The organism is Aureitalea sp. L0-47, assembly GCF_026126405.1.
Taxonomy (GTDB): Bacteria; Bacteroidota; Bacteroidia; order Flavobacteriales; family Flavobacteriaceae; genus Pukyongia.
In genome coordinates, this window is the sequence record NZ_JAFMTQ010000037.1 from 1 (window position 1) to 2028 (window position 2028).

Sequence of the window (2028 nt, forward strand, 5' to 3'; positions counted from 1 at the left end):
GTCGTTAGATCAAATACCTCAATACCATCCTGGTCATTGTCGCAAAGGAAATAATCCGAAATAGGATCCGTGATGGCAGGAGAATCGTTCACCTGAAGATCCAAGGGAACAATGTCGAAACATGCACCCGGATCTGTACTTTCCAATCTCGCCCACACAGTTTGGAAACCTAAGGTAGTATTCGAAAATGTGGTAGGGTTCGGAATTGGCAAAGTACCAGCTTGTGCTAGTGTTAAACTTGTATAGTATTCAACAAAAGTATTGGGTTGCCCATTAATTATTTCAGCATCTTTGGAAGTCAGGTCAAAAATCGCAAAACCGTCGTTGGGCAATTCGTCACAAACATTAAGAGGTGTGGGTTCAACAGCAATAGGGACCGGATTAAAAGTAACAGTGATCTCATCACTCACAAAGCAGATTCCTTCAAAAGCATCAACACGATAGAGTCCGGGTGCGGTTACTGGCAAGGAAGGGCCCGTTGCTCCGGGAATTATAACATTATTGAAAAACCACTGAAACGACCACAACGGATCGTTTATACCCGTATCTAAAATTACGGTTTCGCCAATACAAGAATCAATATCAGGACCTAACGGCAGCGCCAATAGATTCAAGTCTATTGGCAAAATGAACTCATTGTTCAATTCATTTGTCTCATTCACAATACCATTTCCCGTTCCATCGTCATCAACAACCGCTATAAGATCGAAAAGTACAGGAGTACCCACTGGAATGTTCAACGTGATCATACCGGACTCTGAACCATCAATAGGGATTTCAGTCAAAGTCTGAGACTGACCTATCAAGGTTGCGTCTGCATAAAAAGCTATTGGCGTGTTTGCCGGTAGAGGAGCCGTACTATTAATATTATATACTGTATAGGAAACATCGATGTTATTGTTCGCACAAAGGACTCCAACGTCATCTATTTCTATAGTGGCATCGGGGATTTCAGAATTAACATTGGTTATAATGTTATTGATCATTACGAAATCTGCTCCAGAAGTCAGGCTAATAGGAATCGACGTATCTCCAGGCATCACGATATTCTCAAGAAAATACACATCCAGGTCCATATTCCAGAGATCCGTGGCATTTGTATAACTGTTGGTACCATTAAAGGCATTGTCACCTGGATTCAGAGGTGGATTATCAATGAGTACGCCATTGATAATAAGACTTTCATTAATCGCTAAGCCTGCATCTCCTTCCCAAGCCAGGAATCCGATCTTTGATAACTCGTCCGTAGCCACATCAATATTGGTTAGAGTAATATCCAGAGATGGGTTTGATGAAGAAACAAACTCCAGTCCATCGAACAGACTAATTTGGTTCAGAAGTAATGCTGGATTTTCGTAAACTACTATGATCGACCACCCACCAAAATCAGTTGCGTTTCCACAATAAGCAGGGATAACAGCAGTCAAATCCAATTCGGACAAGGTATATGTCCCATTTCCGTTTGCATTTACAATATTGGTAACATCGGCATACGCAGCAAAGTAATCCAGCCCGTTAAAATTGATGCCAAAGTTACGCTCGGCAGTAACGGGATCTCCGTTAAGTACGACGTCAAAATCACCAGATCCTGAGCCAGCCCAGTAGAGTTTGGCTGTAACCAGGGTACCACCAATCGGCATACTGAAATCGGCACTACTCTGCGTGAGTATATTACAAGGGTTTGGTCCTGTATTCAAGGTGTTTCCAAAAGCCAGAAAATCATATCGCCCATTGAACTGTTCGAACAGTGTTACCGGTTGCGCTGATAGGGTTGCACTAAAAATTAGGGCTAAAAGGAGTACTATTTTTTTCACGCTGATTTTTTTAATTCGGTATGAAAATACATGATAATTTCCTAAAAATCAGAAAAAATGGCCAATTCTCGATTATCAGTGCAATTGAATCTATGTATATCGACCTTGTGAACAAAAGAAAAAGCCACTCGTTTGAGTGGCTTTTCTATGGTTTATTTCTGAAGTATTATCTCTTTAGGGTAAAGTGTCCTTTAAACTCCTTTCGGACCTCTTC

1 protein-coding gene is annotated in these 2028 nt (G+C 41.2%); it reads right to left on the reverse strand.

All coding sequences use genetic code 11. The features are described 5' to 3' along the window. Positions 1-1814: CARDB domain-containing protein (locus J1N09_RS15340; RefSeq protein ID WP_265201160.1), on the reverse strand; the 1814-nt coding region annotated here is incomplete at its 3' end. Between the last annotated feature and the right edge of the window lie 214 nt (positions 1815-2028).